Annotated in this window: 16 protein-coding genes; 8 read left to right on the top strand and 8 right to left on the bottom strand. The window is 36.0% G+C overall.

Annotation, left to right across the window (positions count from 1 at the left end; genetic code table 11):
* Positions 1–101: 101 nt before the first annotated feature.
* From M900_RS07150 to M900_RS07140, 3 genes are all read left to right on the top strand, one after another.
* Positions 102–716 carry a sterol desaturase family protein gene (locus M900_RS07150; protein WP_021274134.1) on the top strand — a complete coding sequence of 205 codons (615 nt, stop codon included), beginning with the start codon at positions 102–104 and terminating at the stop codon, positions 714–716.
* Positions 717–1,505, top strand: coding sequence for a phosphatase PAP2 family protein (locus tag M900_RS07145; RefSeq protein ID WP_021274228.1), 789 nt, complete (start codon positions 717–719; stop codon positions 1,503–1,505).
* Between the two features lie 64 nt (positions 1,506–1,569).
* Positions 1,570–4,152, top strand: a complete 2,583-nt coding sequence (locus M900_RS07140; RefSeq protein WP_021274089.1) for a hybrid sensor histidine kinase/response regulator — start codon at positions 1,570–1,572, stop codon at positions 4,150–4,152.
* Here the strand turns inward: M900_RS07140 and M900_RS07135 are convergent.
* From M900_RS07135 to M900_RS07125, 3 genes are read right to left on the bottom strand one after another with little or no spacing between them, the layout of a single operon-like run.
* Entirely contained in the window at positions 4,147–5,115 is a 969-nt protein-coding gene (locus M900_RS07135; RefSeq protein ID WP_021274287.1) for an NAD-dependent epimerase/dehydratase family protein, read from the bottom strand. The genes M900_RS07140 and M900_RS07135 overlap by 6 nt on opposite strands.
* Complete coding sequence (locus M900_RS07130) at positions 5,115–6,242, bottom strand: hypothetical protein (RefSeq protein ID WP_021274163.1); 1,128 nt, start codon at positions 6,240–6,242, stop codon at positions 5,115–5,117. Before M900_RS07130 ends, M900_RS07135 begins: the two co-directional genes overlap by 1 nt.
* On the bottom strand, positions 6,243–7,451 hold the full coding sequence (locus M900_RS07125) for a pyridoxal phosphate-dependent aminotransferase family protein (RefSeq protein ID WP_021274030.1): 1,209 nt from the start codon (positions 7,449–7,451) through the stop codon (positions 6,243–6,245).
* Between the two features lie 118 nt (positions 7,452–7,569).
* Here M900_RS07125 and M900_RS07120 point away from each other — a divergent pair, with 118 nt between their 5' ends.
* Entirely contained in the window at positions 7,570–8,535 is a 966-nt protein-coding gene (locus M900_RS07120; RefSeq protein ID WP_021274014.1) for a hypothetical protein, read from the top strand.
* On the opposite strand, the gene M900_RS07115 is transcribed toward M900_RS07120, so the two are convergent.
* Positions 8,532–9,281: a PilZ domain-containing protein gene (locus tag M900_RS07115; protein WP_021274047.1), complete on the bottom strand. Its 750-nt coding sequence runs from the start codon at positions 9,279–9,281 to the stop codon at positions 8,532–8,534. The two genes, M900_RS07120 and M900_RS07115, sit on opposite strands and share 4 nt — an antisense overlap.
* 101 nt (positions 9,282–9,382) lie before the next feature.
* On the opposite strand from M900_RS07115, the gene pepN reads away from it, so the two are divergent.
* Positions 9,383–12,010 (top strand): aminopeptidase N, encoded by a 2,628-nt coding sequence (pepN, locus tag M900_RS07110; RefSeq protein WP_021274150.1) that lies wholly within the window; start codon positions 9,383–9,385, stop codon positions 12,008–12,010.
* Positions 12,011–12,041: 31 nt separating this feature from the next.
* Here the strand turns inward: pepN and M900_RS07105 are convergent, their stop codons facing one another.
* Positions 12,042–13,118 carry a hybrid sensor histidine kinase/response regulator gene (locus M900_RS07105; protein ID WP_034731798.1) on the bottom strand — a complete coding sequence of 359 codons (1,077 nt, stop codon included), beginning with the start codon at positions 13,116–13,118 and terminating at the stop codon, positions 12,042–12,044.
* A 340-nt stretch (positions 13,119–13,458) separates the two neighbouring features.
* Here M900_RS07105 and M900_RS07100 point away from each other — a divergent pair, with 340 nt between their 5' ends.
* Together M900_RS07100 and M900_RS07095 are read left to right on the top strand one after the other, a co-directional pair.
* Positions 13,459–14,919, top strand: a complete 1,461-nt coding sequence (locus tag M900_RS07100; protein ID WP_021274243.1) for a PAS domain-containing sensor histidine kinase — start codon at positions 13,459–13,461, stop codon at positions 14,917–14,919.
* Entirely contained in the window at positions 14,898–15,314 is a 417-nt protein-coding gene (locus M900_RS07095; RefSeq protein ID WP_021274065.1) for a response regulator, read from the top strand. The genes M900_RS07100 and M900_RS07095 overlap by 22 nt, the downstream gene beginning before the upstream one ends.
* Positions 15,315–15,347: 33 nt before the next feature.
* Here M900_RS07095 and fbaA read toward each other — a convergent pair whose 3' ends face one another.
* The 3 genes from fbaA to M900_RS07080 all read right to left on the bottom strand — a co-directional run bounded on the left by fbaA (position 15,348) and on the right by M900_RS07080 (position 18,308).
* Entirely contained in the window at positions 15,348–16,370 is a 1,023-nt protein-coding gene (gene fbaA, locus M900_RS07090) for a class II fructose-bisphosphate aldolase (protein WP_021274156.1), read from the bottom strand.
* A 9-nt stretch (positions 16,371–16,379) separates the two neighbouring features.
* Positions 16,380–17,783, bottom strand: coding sequence for a hypothetical protein (locus tag M900_RS07085; protein ID WP_021274036.1), 1,404 nt, complete (start codon positions 17,781–17,783; stop codon positions 16,380–16,382).
* An 87-nt stretch (positions 17,784–17,870) separates the two neighbouring features.
* On the bottom strand, positions 17,871–18,308 hold the full coding sequence (locus M900_RS07080; protein ID WP_021274124.1) for a hypothetical protein: 438 nt from the start codon (positions 18,306–18,308) through the stop codon (positions 17,871–17,873).
* A 192-nt stretch (positions 18,309–18,500) separates the two neighbouring features.
* Here M900_RS07080 and M900_RS07075 point away from each other — a divergent pair, with 192 nt between their 5' ends.
* Entirely contained in the window at positions 18,501–20,555 is a 2,055-nt protein-coding gene (locus M900_RS07075) for a thiamine pyrophosphate-dependent enzyme (protein WP_021274142.1), read from the top strand.
* Positions 20,556–20,561 lie beyond the last annotated feature (6 nt).

Genomic DNA, 20,561 nt, shown 5'->3' with positions numbered 1-20,561 from the left:
GCATTTTTATATATTAATTTCACTCATTTTACTAACTGATTTTGATTCGTTTACAACGGGTGCTTTTTATATTAATTTCCTTCACATACAAGGTGAAATCGATGAAAAAATATGAATCAATTAGAATTTTTAAGAATCCTATTCTGGAGGCCATGACTCATGTGCATCCAATAGTTCCACTATTACTTTGGACTCCCGTAACAGGTTACTGGTTGTATATGTCTCACGTTAATTACGGTTTAACTGGACTTGAGTTTCTTTTAACTTTCGTTACTGGGATTGTAATTTGGACATTGACTGAATATGTTCTTCACCGCTTTGTTTTTCACATGCCAACAATTGGTCCTTTAACTGAAAGATTTGTTTTTCTTTTCCACGGTCTTCACCATGACGACCCAAATGATCCGACAAGACTTGTGATGCCACCTGTTCCAGCAATTTTAATTGTTGGTCTACTTTACTACTTCTTTGGAATGTTTACTCCTGAAAGATATCACCAAAGTTTCATGGCCTTCTTCATTGTTGGTTACCTTTGTTATGATTATATTCACTATGCCACTCATCATTTTAAAATGACTGGCAGGGTAGGGCGCTACTTAAAGAAGTATCACTTACAACATCATTTTAGACATGAGAAAGCTAAGTATGGTGTAAGTTCTCCTCTTTGGGATTATATTTTTAGAACAGTCTCTGGAGAAAAAGAGGCCGGTTACTAAATGAAGAAGTACTTGTTGCTAGTTCTTATTTCATCTCTCTGTTTTGCTAAGGGAGAGTATGAAGATCTTAAGGAAAGTATCAAATTACTTTATCAAGGCTCTTATATGCAGTTTGGAGAAGTGAATAATGCTTTTTATTTACTTCCAGCTGTGGCGACTACAGCTTATTCTTTTGAGCATGATCAGAGATTAAGTGATAATCAACGTGCAAAAAAATTAAGAAAAATTTATGATGTCACAGGAGATCTTGGTATTGCCTTTAACTTTCCAATTGTTCCAATTAGTATCTACTATATTGGAAAATCTCAAGAGAGTGTAAGTGGAACTAAGACAGTTCAATTTGCTAAAGAATACCTGGCCACAATGTACCTTACACTTCTTGAAACTGGACTAATTAGCTATATTCCAAGTCATGAAAGACCATATAAAGAAGAACAAAGCTTTTGGGAAACTGCTTTTCGAGGAAAGAACTCTTTTCCAAGTGGTCATATCGTCCCTTACAGTACATTATTTTTTAAAACACTTCAGTTTTACGGTCCATACTGGGCAACGATTCCTGCAGTACTAACGTACTTTGCTTCCATGCAAAGAGTTCGAGAAGGAAGACACTACATTTCTGATGTTGTTGGAGCATTTTGGCTGTCGGCCTTTGCCAGTGAAGGCGTAAGAGCAGCAGGCAAGCATAAGCACAATCACCCGTTCTATAAATTTATCTTCGAAAGGGAAGCAAAATTCTCGGTTATTAACTACCGTGGTGTAATTGGTCCTGCAATTTCTTTTAATTTCTAGTCATTTTATTTATGCCAAAGAATGATTCTCCGATACGTAGTTATTAAAAACTGCTAGGATTATCGTGAAATATAAGAAGGCTATATTCAATTATATATTACCACTTGTTTTAATTTCGTTGATTGTAAGTATCTCAACATCAACTATTAAGCTTGTTCATGAGAGTTCAACCTATCAGTTAAGAACGAGTACTATTTCGAAGCTCGAATCAACAATTGCGGCGTTAGATATCTGGGTAAAGAAGTCATACTTTCAAGCTCAATCCATTGCTAGTTCTGAGTATATTTACGAAATTGTTGCTAATCCTAAAGCATTGATTAAAAGCAAGATTTCTAGAGCTACGATAGGTGAGTATCTTCTTGATGTCATAGTGCTAAATGACAATGGAGAAATCATTTTCTCTTCGGATGAAAACGCACTTGGACAAGAATTATATGCATCTTCCATTGATTTTTGGAATAATGCTCGATCAACAAAAACACCATTCTTGCAAAAACCATTTATCAATACTATTGATGTTGGTGGTAGCTATAAACAGATGTTTATTGCAGCTCCGATTTATGATGAAACATCAACATTTAGTGGACTAGTTGTACTCGTTTACGATCCTACTCGTGTGTTACGAGAAATCTTTGATTATGCAAAAATGGGTGAGAGTGGAGAGGTTTATGCATTTGATGGAAGTGGCCTCATCTTAAATGATTCTCGATTTGATGATCACCTCAGAGATATTAAGTTAATTGGCATGAACGAATCATCTGGTTTGAAACTTCGTCTATTTGATCCTGGAAAAAATTTAATTGAAGAACAAAATCGTGAATTTAAAAAAACAGAATTTACACTTATGGTGAGAAGTGCTCTTAATTTTGGTAATGGAGAAAACTTTGAGGGGTATCGAGATTATAGAGGAGTTCCTGTTGTTGGAGCTTGGAGGTGGCTTGATCGTTATGGGATTGGGATTGCTGCTGAAGTAGATGTTGATGAGGCCTATCGAGGTAAGAACCTCTTGAATGAAAATTTTACGAAGATATTTTTACTGCTAGGTGTTTTTATTTTGCTCTATATTTTCTACAATTATGAAGAAAGTAAACTTAGAGAAAGTATCGAAGCAACGAATAAATTATTGAAGCAAAAGAATCTTGAAATTGAACAGTTCTTTAAAACAGTGAGTAAACACGTACTTATTTCAAAAACTGATACTCGCGGGGTAATTACTTATGCGAATGAAAATTTTGAGAAAGCAAGTAAGTTTAAAGAAAGTGAACTAATTGGAAAAAATCATAATATTGTCCGCTCTGATTTCCATGGGAAAGATTTTTTTAAAGAGATGTGGGACACCCTAAAGTCCAAGAAAGTTTGGCATGGAATTATTATGAATAAGGCAAAGGATGAAAGTCACTACTGGGTTGATACTACAATCACCCCAATTCTTGATGATCATGGGAAAATAAAAGAATTTATCTCTGTAAGAACTGATGTCACTAATACAAAAGAGATTGAGCAAGCTTTAAAGAAAGCAAAGAGAGATGCTGAGAGGCTAGCAAAAATGCGCTCAAACTTCATTGCCAACGTGTCACATGAGCTTCGAACACCTTTGAATGCCATTATTGGTTTTCTCAATATAATTAAAGAAGGAGTCAAAGAACCACAGATTCTTGAACAGGTCCAAACCGTATGTGATGCAAGTGAAAACCTTTTAGAAATTATTAATGATATTCTCGACTTTTCTCGAATTGAAGAAGGAGAAGTTAAAGTTGTTCAGATTAAAACAGATCTTGAACATATGATCCAAGATATCTATAGACTTTATAAGATTAAAGAGACTGAATACGTAAAGCTTATCTTAACTACCAACCTTCAGCATCGAACAGTTCTTTTTGACCGTGTAAAACTAAGACAAATTATATCTAATATTGTTGGTAATGCTTTTAAGTTTACTCCAAGGGGTACAGTAGAGATTAAAATTGATCAGACGATTCAGGATGCTTACTACTGTGACTTGGAAATTACTATATCCGATACAGGAAGGGGGATTCCTGAGGACAAACTTTTCACTATATTCAATCCATTTAAGCAAGTTGAAGATGAAGACGTGATGACAGAGTCGGGAGTAGGTCTTGGACTTGCGATCGTTGATAGCTATACTAAAATTCTTGGTGGAAGTATTGTGCTCGACTCGAGAGTCGAGCATGGGACAACTTTTAAACTTAAGTTTAAAAATGTAAAACTTAGTGCAGATGAAGATATAAAGGTGGTCGAAGAATTTGATATCTCTATCGTGAAAGGTAAGAAGGCCTTAGTTGTCGACGATAATATGATAAACTTAAAGATGATGAGAGCAACACTAGAAAAAGTCGGTATTGATGTTGTCCTTGAACAAAATCCTCTCAATACAGAAAAGCTGATATCTGATAATCAGTTTGATATTATCTTTATGGATCAACTTATGCCACAGATGAATGGGACTGAAGTCGTGACCGAGCTTCGTAAAGAGTTTGATAAACTTCCTCCTGTAATATCTTTATCGGCATCTACAACTATAGAAGACTTAAAGATCTTTCATGAAAAATTTGATGAAGTTCTCTCGAAACCCTTGAAGAGAAAAGACCTAGAGTATGTATTGAAGAGACTTTTTAAGAAGTCATAACCACTTGCGTGCTTCGTAATCTTCCTGTGTCATCTTCACTGTGTTTTCAAGGTCAAATTTAATGACTTGATTTGTTGTTTCCAAATAACGTTTCGGTGAACAGATCCAGTTTTCTTGTACAAGCTCATGAACTTTATCCGAAGTCAGTCTTGAGGCGACAGGAAAAATCGTCAAAATTCTACCAACGATTCTTAGCAAAGGGTGTGGAATAGGAATAAAGAATAATCTCTTCATCCCCATATTCTTATTAATCGCATTGATAAGCTCGACAAATGTAATACTTCTTGGATGAGAGATGAAGTAACTACCAGAGCCTTTTTCAATGGTAAGATATTTTATGGCATCAACTAGATCAAAGACATTAATAAAGCTATATTTTTTATTCTTAAAGTTAATCCCTGGTCCAATAACGAAGCGAGACTTAACCATTTTGAAAATATCTAGAACAGCTGTATCCCTTGGACCAATCACCATTGGCGGCATTATGATTGTATATGTCCATCCTGAAAGCTCTTTGAGATGATATTCGCTTTCAAGCTTCGAGCGTCCATAGCTTGATACAGGTCTCTTATCATGCTCTTCGCATTTTTCTTCTCCTGTTGATGGCCCAGCTGCAGCGAGGGAAGAGATATATGTGAAATGTAGGTGAGCATATTTCTTATGAAGTTGGTTTATAAGGTTATTCGTAGTTTTAGTGTTATGGATAAAGAAGTCATCTGGGTTCACAGAGTGAACAACTCCGGCCGTGTGAATAACAGCATCTAGATTTTCGGGTAGAACATCAATCCATTCAAGAGTGTTTGTCGCATCGAGATTTCCTACTACAATATGACCTTGGGTTTGAAATTCTGCCGCTTTCTTAGGATTTCTAACGAGAGAGTATACTTCATGACCTTCTGATGTCAGAAGATCTGTGAGGTGGGAGCCTACAAAACCTGTGGCCCCAGTAACGAGAATCTTCACTAAAGATCCTTTTCAAAAATTCTGTATGTACGATATGGTTTTGCGCCCATGCGGATAAGTGGCTTGTTCATGTTGAGGTTGTCCTCAAGAATCCAACTCATTTCGATATCTTTATATTGCTTATAAGATTTAATATTTTCGTGGCAACGGTGATAAAGAATTGTTTCAAGTCCAAGCTTTCTAAATTCTTTCTTTACTCCCATTGTAATTACTCTAACTCCTGTCATGTATTTCTTAGCATTGATTACTTTAAAAATACCTGTTGGTAGCAGTTTTCCATTAGGGATCTTATGCAGAACTTGATTGAAGTCTGGAAGAGCGACGATGAAACCTGCTGCAACTCCATCAACTAGAGAGAAGAGGATCAGCTTTTCATCTGCTACTGTTTTAAGGTCCATCGCCATGGCCATGAACTCTTCACGAGTCATTGGAATAAATCCCCAGTTCTTTTCCCAAGCATCATTATAAATTTCAAACATCAGTTCAGCTTCCTGTGCCCAATTTTTCTTTGAAATTGTTCTGTAAGTAATCTTATTCTTACTCTCTGCTCGATCAGCGATCTTTGTGATGATCTCTGGCATTTGGAATTGGCTGTCGATATGGTATGCAAGAAGGTCTTTAACTTTTGAGAATCCTAGTGCTTCAATATGCTTTTCATAGAAGCTTGGGTTATATGGCATCATTAATACTGGACGTTCATTATTACCACGAACTAGATTTCCACTTTCATAATTTGTTGATGGATTAAATGGTCCTTGCATTTTGGAAAGTCCCTGGGACTTTAACCACTCGCTCGATGCCTTAAAAAGAGAATTGAAAACTTCACTATCATCGATGGCTTCAAAGAATCCATAGTGACCAGTTTCATCTTGATGGAATTCAAGATAGTTCTTGTTAACTATGGCCATAATACGACCAACATCAACACCGTCCTTGATAGCGATCCAGAAACTAACATCCGCTGTTTGATAGAACGGATGTTTTGCAGAGAACATTTTATTGGATTCCATTTTTAAAAGTGGAACCCAATTCTTGTCTTCTTTGTAGAGAGTAAAAGGGAGGTCGATAAACCTTTTCTTGTGTTGCTTATTATTTAATACGTCAACTTTCTCTACAATGATCGTCATTTATTCTCCAATATGTGATGGGATATCAAATTCCTTCTTCGCAAGGGCGAAAATATCAAGAACTTTAGTAAGTTCTTCAATACTATGAGATGCCATATAACTTGTTCTAATAAGCGCTTCACCCTTTGGTACCGCAGGTGGAATAACAGGAGTTGCAAATACCCCGTTATCAGCTAGGAACTTCGTTACGATCATGGCCTTCACGTCATCGCCAATGAATATTGGTAGTATAGGTGTTTGTGAATTATATGTATAGAAACCAATTTCTTTAAATCCATTTCTCATGAATTCAACGTTTCTCCATAGTCTTTGGTGAATTGTGTCATCACTATTGATTACGTCAAGACACGCGCTTACTGTCGCAACTGCAGAAGGTGGCATTGAAGCAGAGAACATAAATGATCTTGCCATGTGCTTGATGTAGTCAATCGCTTCCGCAGAACCCGAAAGAACTCCACCAATTGAAGCAAAAGATTTTGAGAAAGTTCCCATGTTAAGATCAACTTTATCAGTTACACCAAAGTGGTGCATTGTTCCTCTACCTTTTTCTCCCATCACACCGATACCGTGAGCATCGTCGACGTAGATATAAGCACCATATTTTTCAGCAAGAGCAACCATCTCTGGAAGTTTTGCGATATCACCAGTCATTGAGAAAACACCGTCAGCAACGATGAATACTTTTTTGAATCTATTAATATTTGAAATAAGAGCTTCTTCTAGAGACTCCATATCATTATGCTTATATTTAAACGTTGGTCCAAGAGCTAATCTTGAAGCATCGATAATTGAAGCGTGGTTTTCTGAGTCAAAAAGCATACAGTCTTTAGGTCCACATACTGCCGATAGAGCACCTAGGTTTGTTTGCATCCCTGTCGAGAAACAGATCGCTTTTTCATGCCCTAAGTATTTTGCAAGTTTTTCTTCGAGTTCTTCGTGGATATTAAGGTTACCATTAAGAAATCTTGATCCAGTACAACCTGTTCCAAATTTCTCGATTGCCTTAATAGCTGCTTCTTTAACATGTGGGTGGTGAGTTAGACCTAGGTAGTTATTTGAACCGATCATGATCTGATCTTTACCACCAATCTTAACGACTGTACCTTCTGAGTCTTCAATTGCTCTAAAAAACGGATAAAGATCCTTTTCTTTAAGCATGTTTGCAGTATCTAATATTTTACTTCCAGCACCACTAAATTCTAAAGTCATGTAACCACTCGATTTTATTATGTTAATATTTGCTATTTGGGCAGATTGTTAAAATTACTCATTTGACAGGAAGTAGTCAACAATTTAAAGAGGCATTGAAACATTTATCTAGTGAATTATGATCAATAAAAATCTCTTTTTTGTTCTCCTTGTTATAGGCCTCTTTGGTCGATGGATTGTCGTGCCTTCTTTAAAGCGCTTGGAGGCGGGCAAGGCAGTTAATAAAATTAACAGTGGTCTTGGAACTGGTCTTGAGTGTATGAAACTTGAGACATGTACTGCCTTAGATCTTTCAAATCCAATTTTTTTAGAAAGTTCTCGTGTCAATGAAACGCGTGCATATCTCAAAAAACATTTTGAAAGTCTTTATTCTTATGATGGTTTTAATACTTTTCATCTACTTGGCCAACTTTCAAAGGTAAGTAAAAACGAAGATGAAGAGAAATTGTTTTTAAAGAGTCTTTCAAGTAAAAATCTTCATGCCTTTGGACTTGGGCTCTATCATTGTAATTCAAGAGATTGTCGCGACTACGTCGTAGCCTATGAAGCTTCGCTTAAAGAGATTTTAAGTGAAAGAACATTTCTTCTTTTAAAAATTAAATCAGATGATTCTTGGGAGTTAAAGAATAGGTATCTCGATAGATTACTTGAGATTATCGAAAAGGAGCAAGAGTATTCCTTGGCCGTTAGTTTAATTGAATTTATTCCCAATCATCCAAGGCTTCGAAAGTTTTTAGAGAAGTACTACCTTTATCTTATTGGGCAAAAAAATATTGATAGGGCAGCAGTTCATCTCTCTCGTTATAATCCAGGTTGGCACGATAGGACCTATAAAGAGATTTTAAATTCCGGTCTTCTCGCGCATATTGATGCTTATATCACAACGATGAAAATTGATTGCCCAAGCCGTTTAAATGATATTTACTCTGGGATTGAAAAGCTTTCTAAGCAGTCCCAAGCACTCGCTAAAGAAGAAGCGTATTACCTTTTAAACGCAACAGACTCTCTTGCTAAGAAGCTAAACCTTGATCCATTAAAATTTGTAAGTGATTCAAAATGTCACAGGCCTTTTGAAGAAATCTAACCTTGTTTCGCGGCAGCTGCTTTCTTTCTTAATTCTTCTCCACGGGCTTCAGTGTTAATAGAAAGGAAAAGGTCCTCTTCAATCTTTTTTGGGAGGTCTACAAATGAGATACCAATTTTTAATCCAGCAACTATATTTCCACTTCCATCTTTAAATTCGCTATCCCAAGTTCCCGCAATTTTTGCTTCTGGGATGGTGTAGTTCACACCTGCTAGTCTAAGAACGCATCCTTGAAATATTTGTTCTTTTGGGAAGCGCTCTTTCATTTCAGTTGGGACGATGAAGCTCGTTCCACCTGCAGAGATGTCGAGAGCATCAAAAACTTCATTATCAATTTTAAATTGAATTTTAATAAAGCGATTTGCCATAAGACGATAGTTGGAACGTTGTTGAGACTTGAAAATGTCGCGATCGATAATAGCTGTATAATAGTCTTTTTCTTTATCAAACTTTAGAATTGAAGTTGTAAAAATATAGAGTGAGCCAAATGTAATTTTTAAAAGAATCTCTGAATCCTTGTTCTTTGAACCAGTAATCTTAGCCAGTAGGCTTGCTTTAAATCCTAGATCAAGACGCATCGATACTTCGTCGAATCCTAATATTTCGAATTCTTCTACCGCGTCCTTGTCTTGACCTTTTTGCCAAATCGCAGCAACTTGCTTATCTTTAACGGCTTTTGAGAGAAAGCTTTTCACTTCCTCCTGATCAATCTGCGTGAAATAGTACTTTTTATTAGCATCACTCATAAATAATCCTTCAATTAATATGATATACCATTTTTTTTTAGTATCAAGTTGTGACAAATTTGCTCAAATTATGTATAAATCCGGCATACTGAGGAGATAAAATGAAAAATGAAGCACCATTAATAAAATATCTAAAAGATTATCAAGCGCCGCATTATTTAATTGAGAAAATCTATCTAGAATTTTCTCTTGCTGATGAGGATACGCTTGTTAAATCAACAATGGATGTAAAGGTTAAGAATGCGGGAGAGAAACTGGTTCTTGATGGTGAAGAATTAATTTTTATTAGTGCAAAAATTAATGGAGAAGAACTAGCAAAAGATAGCTTAGTCTTTACTAATGAAACACTGACTATTTCCAATCTACCAACAACTGACTTTGTACTTGAGATTCAAAATAGAGTTAACCCAAAAGCTAACACGGCTTTGGATGGCCTATATAAGTCAAGTGGAATTTTTTGTACTCAAAACGAACCAGAAGGTTTTAGACGTATTACTTATTTCATTGATCGACCAGATAACCTTTCAGTTTATACAACTAAAATCATTGCAGATAAAAAACAATGTCCTATTCTTCTTTCAAATGGAAATCTTATTGAGAGTGGAGAACTAGATAATGGAAAGCACTTCGCAGTATGGAATGATCCATTCCCGAAACCTGCTTATCTCTATGCATTGGTTGCGGGGGATCTTGGCCTGGTTCAAGATTCGTTCACGACTATGTCTGGAAGAGTGATTGATCTTAGAATTTATGTCGATAAGGGAAATGAGAGTAAATGTCACCACGCAATGGAGAGTTTAAAGAAATCGATGAAGTGGGATGAAGACCGTTTTGGTTTAGAATATGATCTTGATATTTACATGGTTGTTGCAGTCGATTCATTCAATATGGGTGCGATGGAGAATAAAGGTCTAAACATCTTTAACTCTGCTTATGTTCTTGCTGATAAAGAAACAGCAACAGATGACAATTTCTACGGGATAGAGTCGGTAATTGGACATGAATACTTCCATAACTGGACAGGAAATAGAGTAACCTGTCGTGACTGGTTCCAGTTAACACTTAAAGAAGGTCTAACCGTATTTAGAGACCAAGAGTTCTCGGCAGATCTAAACTCGAGAGCCGTTTGTCGTATAAATGATGTTAATGGACTACGTGGATTCCAATTCGCGGAAGATGCTGGGCCTACTGCACACCCTATTAAACCAAAATCTTATATTGAGATGAATAACTTCTATACAAGTACAATTTATGAAAAAGGTTCGGAAGTCATTCGTATGATATATACAATCCTTGGTCCTGAAGGATTTAGAAAGGGGATGGATAAGTATTTTGAACTTTTTGATGGAAGTGCTGTGACAACAGAAGACTTTGTACACGCAATGAGTGTGGCAAATGGAAATTATGACTTTTCACAATTCAAACTATGGTATGACCAGGCCGGAACTCCAAAACTGGATGTTAACTTTTCTCATGATATTTCCACTGGAGAGTTTAAAATATCAGTGAAGCAGTCATGTGAAAAAGTAGGTGGTGAAACGATTGAGAAAAAACCATTTCATATGCCAATCAAGCTTGGGCTTGTTAAAGCGAATGGAGAAGATCATTTCTTAACACTTAAAGATCGTGCAGATCAAAGAGATATCAGTAGAGGGATTGTTCACCTTAAAAATGAAGTAGAAGAGTTTATTTTTACAGAGGTGGCCGAAAAGGTCGTACCATCATTTAATAGAGATTTTTCTGCTCCTGTTAAGATCAAGTCAAATACGACAAAAGAAGATTTAGCTTTCTTGATGTCAAATGATTCAAATGAATTTAATCGTTATGAATCATTTATGACTTATGCAAAAGAACTTCTGCAAGAGATGGTGAAGACAGGCTCTACTAACGTTGAAGAAAAATTTGCGTTAGCGTTTGGTAAAATTATTACGGATGATAAAATTGATGATGACTTTAAGTCTCTCTGTTTAACTCTACCAAGCATAAGTGATCTTGTACAAGATCAAGAAATTCATGCTTATACGGAATCAAAGAAAGCAATCGATGCAATGACTAAGAACCTCGCTCTTCGATATGAAGATGAATTTATTAAAATTTATAATTCAATTGTAAGTAATGAAGGGGAGTTTAAGGTTGATGCTAAATCGATGGGGCAAAGAAAGCTTAAAAATCTTTGTCTAACTTATCTTGGTGAATCTTCTAAGGCAAATGAATTTGCTTCGAAGCAATTCAAGGCTGCAACGAATATGACAGACTTACTAGGAGCTTTAAAAGTTATTGTACACAATAATTTAGCTTCTAAAGCAGAATGTCTTGAGTCATTTTATAGCAGATTTAAAGACCAGACTCTTGTTATGCAAAAGTGGCTTGGCGTTCAAGCTGGAAGCGAAGATGATTCAACTTATGAAACAGTACTTAAGCTTCTTGAAAGTGATGTTTATGATAAGACAGTTCCTAATCTTGTAAGGGCACTTGTTGGTACTTTTGCAGGTAATAAAGCTCAGTTTAATCATGAAAGTGGAAGAGGGATTAAGTTTGTTGCTTCTCAAATTAAGGAAGTTGATAAAATTAACCCTCAGGTTGCTTCTAGACTAGCAAGTGCATTTAAAGGCCTTAAGAAGATGCCAGTCGATCTTCAGAAAGTTGCTAGAGCTGAACTTGAAACAATCATTGCTATCGACGGATTATCTAAAAACGTTTACGAGATTGTCTCTAAGACATTAGCTTAGTCGTTAAAGTGGGCACAGAGAGTGCCCTTTTTTATTTGCTAAATTTCATATAGAAAGTAGTACCAACTCCTGGAGTTGACTCATAGTCGATAGTTGCGTGACATAGTTCAATACTCTTTTTAACTAATGTCATACCTATCCCATGTCCTTTAGTATCTTTCGATGAATTAAGCCTCTTGAACGCAAGAAAAATGTCTCCTTTGTTTTCTTCAGTAAATCCAAGACCATTGTCACTATATATAATTGTGACACCATCATTATATGATTCTCTTATATCAACGGTGATATCAAGTGGTCTGTTTGGTGTTTTATACTTAATAGAGTTGGAGATAAGGTTTTTGAAAATAATATCAAAAGCCACTTGAGGAGCATTTATTAGAGCATTGCCATTTATATTAAAGTTAACGACACTCTTAGAGAATTGACCTTTTACCTCGTCATATATTGTTTGGATATGCTTCTTAGATGTAATTGAATCATCTGTTTCACAAGTGTAGTCAAGCTTGACGTAGTTAAGTAAGGTGTTGAGAGTTTCGTTTATATCGTGAGCAGATCTTTTTATAATATTTAGAACTTCAACTTTCTCTTCGTCTGTTGCAAGTTCTTTTTCAAGATAATCAACGAGTCCAATAATAGAGTTTAATGGATTTTTGAGATCGTGACTTATTCCACTTGTAAAGAGATCGAGAATTTCAACTTTCTTCTTCAATAATTCGGCATCATGCATGAGTGTTATTTGTCTCTTGGCGCCATTTATTTGTTTTGTAAAAACTGTTTGAAGTGTTCGATTATTAATATCTAATTTATCAATAAAAGTAATATGGTCGAGTTTATTAAATGTTTTGGAGAACTCGTATTCAAGGCGACCAGAAGTGATAATCACAGGAGTATTAATTGAGTTAAGTTTATTGAGCATTCGATAGTCGAGGCTCTCCTCATTTAGATAGTAATCAGACATAATAAGATCATATCTGTTTTGATCGAGATAGCCCTTTGCATCTGATATCGATTCAGCAATCGAGAGCTCGATCTCTGGGTAGGCATCTAATAAGATACTTCTCAGGTGGAGCTGATCTATTTTGTCATCCTCAATTAGTAGCACGTTCATTTCTCTTCTCATTTGTCTGAAGGGTTGTTATGATTAAACTAATATTATTTTAATATGGATGTCTAATATGTACAATCTCCCAGATTTCATGCCCCATGGTTTTTGTTACCTTTGGAGGAAGGATATACTAGCATTACATGCATTATCAGATTCCCTGATATTCATTGCTTATATGTTAATTCCTTTGGCCATTCAAAATTTCATAGCAAAGAGAAGAGATTTGTCAAATATTCTCATCTTCCGTTTATTTCAGCTATTTATCATTTTTTGTGGTCTTACCCATTTTCTAGAGGTTATTTCCATTTGGCTCCCCATATATTTCACGACTGGACTCATAAAAATGGCAACAGCAATTATCTCCCTTGCCACGGTCGTGTATGCCTCGAGAATGCTTAAAAGACTTGGGGATGTTAAAGACTTTAATGTTTTGGCAATTGAAGATGAACACGAGCTTTCGACGATTTTAAATGAAATTGTAGATGGTTATATGATTTGTGACAGCAGTTTGAACAGAATTAAGTATATGCACCTCTCTGATAAATTTAAAACCATTCTTGGTCCTATTCCTGCTGATGCTGGCACTGATCTATTTAAGGATAAATTCGATATCAATGGGCAAGACTTCATAAATGATAACGTTTATAATGTTAATGAAGAATTTATCAAAGTCACTATAGTTCATCGAAAATCAGACCAGATTTGTATCTTTAAAATTGTGACAGAAGCTAAAAGGTTACAGGATGCCCATGATCAAAATGAGGCAATGATTAATCTTGTTTTAAATAAAGTACCTGCGCTCATTTCTATTGTTTCAAAAAACTTAAAGTATTTACTGGTAAATAAGCCATATGAGAGTACGTGGGGGAAAAGTGTCGAGCAAATGATTGGCCACTCTATTAAGGAGGTTCTTCCTCCTTCTTTATTTGAAAATATTCTTCCTTATATCAATCGGGCATTGGCCGGAGAGGCGGTTAATTTTGAAACTAGTTTAGAGACTGAAAATGGCCCCGTTACATTTAATGTTTCTTATCTTCCTTATATCTTGCATGGCAAAGTTGAAGGCTTCTTTACTATGGTTACTGATAATACAGAACGATCCAAACAGGAGAGAATTCTTGTAGAAAAAAATCAAGAACTAGAAGCGTTAACTAAAGATCTTGAGGAGTTTATATATTTTATTTCTCATGATTTGCAAGCCCCAATTAGGCATATATCGAGTTTTACAAATCTCTTGTTAAAGGATTTAGAAGTACCAGATGAAAGGCAAAAGTATGTTGAGATCATCAATTCAAGTTGTCAACGAGCTAGGGAACTAGTTGAAGGGATTTTGAAAGTCGCAAACTTGAAGAAAGAAAAGTTTATCGAAACACCTCTTGATAAATTATTTTATACATTCATTAACACAGTAAAAATGGAAAACCCCCTGATCTCATTTAATTTCAATGTTCCGTCAGAGAAAAACGTACGATGCATTCCTTTTCAGATGTCACTTGTTTTTGAAAATTTTGTGAGTAATTCAATTCGTGCTCTTAATAATTCTAATAAGGAGTTGAAGTATATTAATATAAACTATTATGAAACTCCGAGTGAACATATTATTTATGTTGAGGATAGTGGAGATGGAGTCTCTCAAGATATACAAGACAAAATTTTCGGGATATTTAAAAGTTATTCAAAAGAGAAGTCGACTGGTGTTGGGCTTGCTATTGTAGAGCGTGTTGCTGAATTACATGATTCTCGTTACGGCTTCTTTAATAATAATGATGGAGGAGCCAGCTTTTGGATCGCAATCAAGAAGTAAGAATTTATAACTTTATTGAAGATGATGAGTTCGATCAGCTCCTTTTTAAAAAGGCGATAGAAAATATTCATATAAAAAAAGATATAAAAATAGAATATGTTGCGCATATGACAACCGAGGCCCTTCTACAGTATGGAAGTTTTGAGAATAGTAGAAGTGTTTTTATTTTTGATATTAGTATCGCTGGTTCCACTTCTTATAATTTCTTGGTCGAGAATTTGATGGTTTTAAAAGAATTTCCTGTTTTTATTTTAACTTCAAGTGATAATCCTGCTGATAAGAAGCGGTATTTAGAATTAGGAGTCGTTACAGAATTTTTCTTGAAGCCATTCTTTGTTCATGATCTGGAGCAAATTATCCTTCGAATTTGGGAGCTTGCGGAGGCAGACGAATAAAAAAAGGCCAGCTATGCTGGCCAATCTCTTAACTTAAAGCAGGATTGATTTACCATCAGACTTAAGATCTTTACAAGCATTCGCAATTCTCTTTGCCATTGCTTCCTCTGCTTTTTTCATCCATGCTCTTGGATCATAGAATTTCTTATTTCCGACTTCGCCATCAATTTTTAACATGCTGTCGTAATTTTTAAACATATAGTCTACAACTTCTCTTGAATAAGCATATTGAGTATCTGTATCGATATTCATTTTGATTACACCATAGTTAAGAGTTTCGTGAATCTCACTAAGTTCACTTCCTGATCCTCCATGGAATACGAGTAGATGTTGATAACCACCACCAATCTCTTTTGCTACGGCTTCTTGACCTTTTTTAAGAATTTCTGGTCTAAGTTTTACATTTCCTGGTTTATATACACCATGTACGTTGCCAAAAGTAGCCGCATACATATATTTACCAATCGGATTTAAAACTTTTGCAACTTCAACCATCTCTTCTGGTGATGTGTAAAGTTTGTCGGCCGGCGCTCCTTCGTTGTTAACACCATCTTCTTCTCCGCCAACAACACCTGTTTCGATTTCAAGAATGATTTGCGATTTTGCACATCTTTCAAGAAGCATTTTACTCATTTTTATATTTTCAGATGTTTCTAAAACTGAACCATCAAACATATGTGAGTTGAATAGGTTAGGAAGTCCTTTTTCTCTTCTTTTCTCAGTCTCTTCAATTAGTGGGATAAGGAAGCTGTCTACTTTTTCTGGGTGACAGTGATCAGTGTGTAGTGCTACACAGATGTCGTAATGCTTTGCCATTGTGTGTACGTGTTCTGCGATAGAAATTGCTCCAAGAACTTCACTTTTTAGAGAACCAGATGCAAATGAACCTCCACCTGTTGAAACTTGGATGATTCCATCTGACTTCATATCTGCGAAAGCTTTAAGAGCAGCATTGGCAGTTGATGTTGATGTCACATTAATCGCTGGGTAAGCGTAACCCTCTTTTTGGGCCTTTTCTAGCATTTGGCAATACTGTTCGTAATTAGCTACTGGCATTCTGACTCCTTATTTGATGTATTTTAATTCTCTTAGCTTTTCTAATTCAGATCGAAAATCATTTTCATCTTTCACTGCAAAAAAGAAATAACCATTCCCTTTGCTGTCAACAAGTGAAAATGTTTTGTCTTTATTCTTTATATATTTTTGAAATTTTCGTTTATCTTTTTTCTCAAGGAAAGAATCTATCTTTTTGAAAGAGTTCTTATTTCTTGAGATTAATACTAGAGAGTGAGATTCTTTTTTGTATTTGGTGATATTTTTTAAAAACTCACTTGAGATTCGTCGATGTCCATAAATACTATTCGAATGGAAGTTCTCTCTTAAGATATTTCTTAATTTGGGTGGAGAAATATCCTTCAACTCTGAAACTAAAGCAAGTTGTTTGAAGTATGAGGCATAGGCCATATTGATAAATGGTATTTCTTTTTCAATTTTTAAAGTAACTTTTTTGAAGAATTGCTCATCAATTGCCTTCTTCTGATTAAGGTATTCCTTAACTAGTGGAAACATTGCCCTTGCTATTGGTTCAATAACAGGGTCGTTATACCATGGGGTCTGGTCAGTTATGCCACTAAGCTTTTCATAGACGTAGCCATTACCAATTGCTGTCGCTAGAGCTTCATTTAGATTTGCCTTTAAGATTTTAATATATTTTGAACTTGTCCCATCGATCCACTTGTTCCAAAGATCAATTGTTTCAGTTGTTTGTTCGCTATAAATCGAGTGGGCCATTTCATGGATAATGACTCCAAAACGATCATGAAGATCAGTCCCTTCTGTCAATACTCCAACAGATTCGACGATACCAATTGATTGTGCCGTGGTATGTCCGTCTTTTCCTGGTATTGGGTGCAGACCAACATAGAACTTTTGAGTGTCTGGCCACGAAGAGCCGTAGAATGTTTTCAATGTATGGAAGAATTCATCGAGGTTTATTTCTTCAGAAAATTTATCGAATGAACGTCTCACGTTCAATAAGGGAGACATTGAATTATTCCATATTTCTTTTTTATAAAATGGTTCAATTTTTCTTAATATATCAAAGAATCTCTTCTCAATCTGAAGAGGGAGAATGCCAATTGCCCTTTCATAAAAGTCATTAAGGTCAATTGCTTGAATGCTTCTTATCGTATAGAGATCCATTAAATTCTGTGAGTAGTTATTACCAATCTCTAGGGGATAGCTCTTTTCTAAAAAGTAGATGGCCTCTTGGAGGTCTTTTAGCTCCTCTTGATCGATCGCTTCAAAAAAATTCTTTTCTTTGGCGACGTTGTAAAGCTTAAGAGACTCATGGGTGCTCCCTCCAACCGTCAGGGCAAATTTAAAAAGTCCGTGAGGATAAGAGATTTTATATTCGATATTTTTTGCAAGAATACTAAATGAAAGCACGAGGGGGATCAAAAACTTCAACTAAAACTCCAATGTTCAGATGGCTTAGTTTACTCCTCGTGCATTTTTTTGACAACAATAGTTAGAGGCTTTTTCCTAAGTGTCGCGTTAGTCGCAAGCTTGGAAATAGGCACCCGCTTCCTGTGTTGAAAACCTCAGTGTCCACTTGTTAACAATGCTTACTGTCATTTGAATAACTTCTCCATTTGTCATTTTGAACTCAAGAGTTGTTCCAACTAATACCCAGTCCATTGTTGATTCATAACGGTCTGAATAATTATCTAGTTGAACTTCTCGTGTTAACTTTCCATTCGCTTGAAAGTTTAGTTTCTCGACAGCTGGCTCTGCGTCGCATGTGTTATTTTGATCGCAAAGCTTAGCATTTATCTCCCTACACCAGGCACCAGAGAGGAGTGCTTGTCCTTCAGCTGACATTTGACCAGAAATACCAATATATTTATTTTGTTGCGCAGTATTGTTGTCACTGTCGCTTCCACATGAAGTCACTAAAAATAATGCAGCAAGCAATAATGTCAATCTCTTCATCTCTTCTCCTTGTCTTATGATTGCTGCAGCAGTACTTCATTTTTTCTATTTTGGCAACTGAGGTCACATTTATTACTCATGTTCAAAAACTATCTGGCCTGAAATGTTCTAAATTACTTCTCAATCTGTGTAGAGTGTGTAAATATGCCCCTTCAAAATTGAATATAAACTAATGATTATATTGAGGTATTTATGGCAGAAATCGTTAAGCCTAAGAATGTTTATTCGATAAAGTCTACGGACAAGAAAGTATTAAAGAAGTGGTATGAACTTCTTATTCTTGGAAGACTACTTGATGACAGGGCACCTAATTACTTAAAGCAGGCCATTGGTTGGTCTTATCACGCTCCATGTGCAGGGCATGATGCAATTCAGTTAGCTATTGGACAAATTTTTGATCGTGAAACTGATCATCTTTTTCCATACTATAGAGATATGATGACTGCAGTATCTGCAGGTCTTACTGCTGAAGAAGTTATCTTAAACGGGATTTCTAAGGCAACAGATCTTGCTTCTGGTGGACGTCACATGTCTAATCACTTTGCAAAGCCTGAGTGGAATATTCACAACGTATCAAGCTGTACAGGGAACCACCCATTACATGCAGTTGGTGTTGCTCGTGCAATGAATCGCTACAACCACAAAGGTGTAGCGATCTCTTCTCAAGGTGAGTCTTCAGTTTCTGAAGGCTATGTATATGAAGCAATTAACGGTGCTTCTCGTGAGAAACTTCCTGCAATTTTTGTTTTCCAAGATAACGGCTATGGTATCTCGGTTCCAAAATGTGATCAAACAGCTAACGAATTTGTTGCAAACAACTTCACTGGATTTTTAAATCTTCACATCATCCATTGTGATGGGAAAGATATGTTCGATTCAATGAACGCAATGACTGAAGCGAAGAAAATTGCTTTAGAAAAGAGTGAGCCAGTTATCGTTCACGCACGTTGTGTAAGGATTCATTCGCACTCGAACTCTGATAAGCATGAGCTTTATAGAGATGAGGAAGAAAGAGCAGAAGCAGCAGCTCAAGATCCTATCGCAGCATTTAGAAAACTTTTAATTAAAAACAAAATTTTTACAGCTAAAGAACTTGATGCAATCGATGCAAAGAAAAAAGAAGAAATGCTAGAAGGACATAAGCTTGCAATGAAAGCTCCAAATCCAGATCCAGCATCTATTTATGACTTCTTATATGCACCAGCGTACGAGTCAACAAAATACCCAGAAGGTCTTCATAATGAAACTGGAGAGGAAATTAAGTTCATTGATGCTCTCAATGAAACTTTAAAAGCTGAATTTAGACATAACCCAGATACTTTTATTTGGGGACAAGATATGGCCAACAAAGACAAGGGTGGTATCTTCAACGTATCTAAAGGTATGCAACAAGAATTTGGAAAAGAGAGAGTATTTAACGGGCCAATCGCTGAAGATTATATCTTAGGTACGGCAAATGGATTCTCTCGTTTCAGAAAAGATATTAGAGTTGTTGTTGAGGGTGCTGAGTTTGCAGATTACTTCTGGCCGGCAATGGAGCAATATCTTGAGTGTTCACATGACTACTGGAGATCAAATGGTGCTTTCGCTCCAAATGTTACAATCAGACTAGCTTCCGGGGGATATATTGGAGGAGGTCTATACCACTCTCAAAACCTAGAAGGTAACCTTGCGGGTATTCCTGGTGTTAGAATTGTGTGTCCTGCATTTGCAGACGATGCTGCTGGTCTTCTTAGAACATCAATGAGATCTGAAGGGCCAACTTTATATCTTGAGCCAAAATCTCTTTATAATGCAAAACAAGCAATGTCAGTTGTTCCTGATGATTTTGAAGTTCCATTTGGAAAAGCAAAAGTTAGAAGAGAAGGTTCTGACTTAACAATTATTACTTATGGAAATACTGTTCACCACTCACTTGAAGCAGCTGAAAAACTTCAAGCTGAAACAGGTGCAAGTGTTGAGGTTGTTGACTTAAGATCACTTGTTCCTCTTGATGAAGAAGCAATCTTAAAATCAATTGCTAAAACAAATAAGTGTCTAGTTGTTCACGAAGATAAAGTATTTGGTGGATTTGGTGGAGAGATTGTTGCTCTTATTAATGAAAAAGGTTTCGAGCACCTTGATGCTCCTGTGAAGAGAGTAGGTTCTACATATACTCCTGTTGGATTTAACAGAATTCTTGAAAGAGCAATTCTTCCAAACACAGACCTTGTGTTAAATGCCATGAGGGATATTTTAAATTACTAGAAAATA

This window comes from Bacteriovorax sp. Seq25_V (assembly GCF_000447795.1).
In the GTDB taxonomy this organism is placed as follows: Bacteria; Bdellovibrionota; Bacteriovoracia; order Bacteriovoracales; family Bacteriovoracaceae; genus Halobacteriovorax_A.
This window is presented reverse-complemented; position numbering and strand designations above follow the sequence as displayed.